The organism is Kitasatospora sp. NPDC091257 (assembly GCF_044757675.1).
Taxonomy (GTDB): domain Bacteria; phylum Actinomycetota; class Actinomycetes; order Streptomycetales; family Streptomycetaceae; genus Kitasatospora; species Kitasatospora lactacystinica.
Map to the genome: position 1 here is coordinate 1 of NZ_JBIVVI010001028.1, position 3,315 is coordinate 3,315.

Below are 3,315 nucleotides of genomic sequence, written 5' to 3' on the forward strand. Positions count from 1 at the left end.
CGCGGCGTGTTCGGGCGGCGGCCGTCAGCCGCGGAAGAGGTTGTGCCCCACGTCGGACGGGACCTCGTCCTGGACCGGCTCGCTGCCCGGCCCCGGCACGTGCTCGCCGGGGATCGGCTCGTCGCCCTCCCGGTGCAGCAGCACCACCCCGTCCTCGGCCCACAGCTGCCGGTAGCCGTGCGCCAGCAGCAGCCGGATCCGCTCGGCCTGCTCCTTGTCCGTCTTGAACGGGAAGGACCGCTTGTCGCCCCGGGTGAGCACGTACTCGCGCCCGCGCGGCGTGCCGTCGACCAGCACCACGTCCGCCCGGGCGGTCAGCCGCGGCGCGATCTGGTTGTCCGCCTCGACGGACGCCCCGTCCGGGATCAGCGCGGCCGCCCGCACCAGCGCCGCCTCGCTCGTCTTCGGCGCCCAGGACGACGGTACGGCCAGCGGCAGCAGCCCGATCGGCACCGCGGCGACCAGCGCGATCCCGGCCGCGCCGAGGCCGAGCCGGCGGGCCCGCCGCACGCTCCGCTCCGGCCGCCCGGCGGCGCTCAGCCGGCCCAGCACCTCGATCGCGGCGGTGAGCAGGATCGGCCACAGCAGCGAGTCGTAGTGCCGGGCGATCGACCAGTGGTTGGGGTTGCTGGACAGGATCCGCTCGGCCAGCAGCGGCAGCGCGCACAGCACGGTGGCCGAGCGCAGCGGCAGCAGCAGCGTGGTGCCGAACAGCCACAGCAGCAGCAGCGGCTTGAGCGGCTGGTCGAAGGCGGCCTGCACCAGCAGGAACGGGTCGTGCAGCAGGTTGCGCAGCGCGTCCCCGCCGTCCGTGCCGAGCGAGCCGTAGTTCCAGTAGTAGCCCGGCTGCCCGCCCATCGCCGGGATCAGCCAGGTGATGGCGACGGCCGAGGCGACCGGCCCGCCCAGCAGCAGCCCCAGGCCGGTGAAGCGGCCCGCCCGGTCCTCCGTACGGCGGGTGCGCAGCAGCAGCACCAGCCCGTACGCCCCGACCATCAGGCCGAGGTCCTCCTTGGTGCAGCACAGCAGTACGGCGGCGAGCACCACCGTGCCGTACCGGCGGGCCAGCCCGCGCTCCAGCATCAGCAGGGTCAGCGGCACCGCGAAGGCGACCTCGTGGAAGCCCACCCGGGCGGCGACCAGCAGCGGCCAGCCGAGGCCGTAAGCCAGGCCGGCCAGGTCGGCGGCCCGGCGGGCGGTGCGCGGCTCGGCGGCGGCGAAGGCGTACCCGGCGATCCGCCGAATCAGCGGCACCCCGGCCGCGAACAGCAGCGACTGCCCGATGATCAGCGAGCGCGGGTCGTCCCAGATCCAGTACAGCGGGGCGAGCAGTGCCAGCACCGGCGAGAAGTGGTCGCCGAGCAGCGAGAAGCCGGGCGGGAACTCGTGGTGGAAGCTCTTCAGCGTCGAGACGGGCAGCCCGAAGTGGGCGTAGCCGCGCACGCCCTGGTCGAAGATGCCGAGGTCGAAGCCGCCGAGCGACACGGACGTCCAGCCCTGCAGGCCGATGGCGCAGGTCACCGCGAAGCAGAGCGCGGTGAGCAGCAGGGTGCGCCGGGCCGGGCCGAGCAGGACGGCCTCGGCCAGCCGGCGGGCGGCGGGCACGGCGGCGGCCGGCGGCGGGGGTGCGGTCTGGGTGGTCACGTCAGGTCCGATCCGTCCGGTCTGGGTCCGTGGGTCCGGCCGTCAGGTCCGGTTCGTCAGTGCGGGATCGCGGTCCAGCCTGGCGGCCAGCAGGGCCCGGACCCCTCCGCCGGCGGCCTCCACGGCCTGCCGCCGGGCGCGGTACAGCCGCACGCCCAGGACGACCAGGACGGCGATGGCGATCGGCGGGTAGATCGCGCCGGGCAGCTGCCAGTACCAGGCGACCCCGCGGCCCCAGCGGTGCGGCACCGTCCACATGACGTGCGAGAGGAAGACCAGCAGGGTCAGGCCGAACAGCACCCTCCGGGCCGTGGTCCTGGCCTCCACCGCCAGCAGGGCGAGGAGCGGGATGCACCAGACCCAGTGGTGGGTCCAGCTGATCGGCGAGACCAGCAGCGCGGTGAGCGCGGCGCAGACCGCGCCCCAGGCGTCGGCCCGGCGCAGCACCCGCGCGGAGCGCCCGGCCAGCACCGCCACGCCGAGCCCGAAGGTCGCGACCAGCGCCGAGGCGATCAGCCCGACCAGGCCCGGGTCGTTGACGTCCAGCAGCCGGCAGACGGCGCCGCGCAGCGACTGGTTGTCCACCAGGACGGTCACGCCGACCCGGCTCGGGTCCCAGAGGTAGGTGGTCCAGAACCCGTACGAGGCGTCGGGCAGCACGGCCCAGCCGATCAGGCCCGCCGCCAGGAAGGTGCCGGCCGAGACCAGGGCGGCCCGGACCCGGCCGGTCAGGAACAGGTAGACGGCGAACAGGCCCGGGGTGATCTTGATGGCGGTGGCCAGGCCGATGCCCACGCCCTTGAGGCGGTGGCGGTCCGGGCGGGTCAGGTCCCACAGGACCAGGCAGAGGATGCCGAGGTTGACCTGCCCGTACTGGAAGGTGGTGAAGACCGGCTCCAGCCAGATGCCCAGGCCGGTCGCCAGGATCACCACGGCCGCCCGGTGCTGTTTCGGCCAGCCGGCCAGCTTGAGCGACAGGTGCACGGCCGCGGCGAGCAGCGCGTAGTTGAGGAGCATCACCAGGACGCGCAGGGTGCTCACGTCGAACCAGGTGCTCGGCACGAAGAGCATCGCCGCGAACGGCGGGTAGGTGGCCGGCAGGTCCCAGCCGGGCAGCCGCATCGCGTAGAGGTCCTCGCCGCGGACGACGGCCTGGCCCTCGGCCCGGTAGACCAGCATGTCGACCATGGTGGCCCCGTGGCTGTGCCGGAACCAGGCGAACACCGCCAGTGACACCGCCGCCACGCAGACCGCCGGGAGGGTCCAGGAATTCGGTCTTCCGGTTTCCGCTGCGCCTCCGGGATTCTCCGGACCCGACCGCCGCACCCACCGTTTCAGACCGAACTCGCGCACCGCGATGGCACCCCGTTGAGATAGACCAGATCGTTCCCTCGTCAGCGTCTGGGCCCACCCACCATAACCGACCCCTCCGAGCCCCAAACCGCGTCAGAAACGGGCCCGGAAGGGTGATGTGATCTCCCCCACAGCGGACTCCGGGCGGCGGCGGCCCCGGACCTGGAGCCCAAAACGCGAAATCCCGCCGGGAGTTGCCTCCCGGCGGGATTTCGTCGACCGGCCTGAGCCGGTCCGTTGGGTGGAGCTGAGGGGATTCGAACCCAGATCGGAAGAGCGTCGGGGCGGGCAAGAGGGGGCGTAGTGGTGTAGATGTCG

2 protein-coding genes are annotated in these 3,315 nt (G+C 73.5%); both read right to left on the reverse strand.

Annotation, left to right across the window (positions count from 1 at the left end; all coding sequences use genetic code 11):
* Nucleotides 1–24 precede the first annotated feature (24 nt).
* The gene (locus ACIQOV_RS33825; RefSeq protein WP_401054606.1) at nt 25–1,644 is read right to left on the reverse strand and encodes a DUF2079 domain-containing protein; all 1,620 of its coding nucleotides are present in this window, start codon (nt 1,642–1,644) and stop codon (nt 25–27) included.
* Nucleotides 1,645–1,686: 42 nt separating this feature from the next.
* Nucleotides 1,687–2,889: a glycosyltransferase 87 family protein gene (locus tag ACIQOV_RS33830; RefSeq protein WP_401054608.1), complete on the reverse strand. Its 1,203-nt coding sequence runs from the start codon at nt 2,887–2,889 to the stop codon at nt 1,687–1,689.
* Between the last annotated feature and the right edge of the window lie 426 nt (nt 2,890–3,315).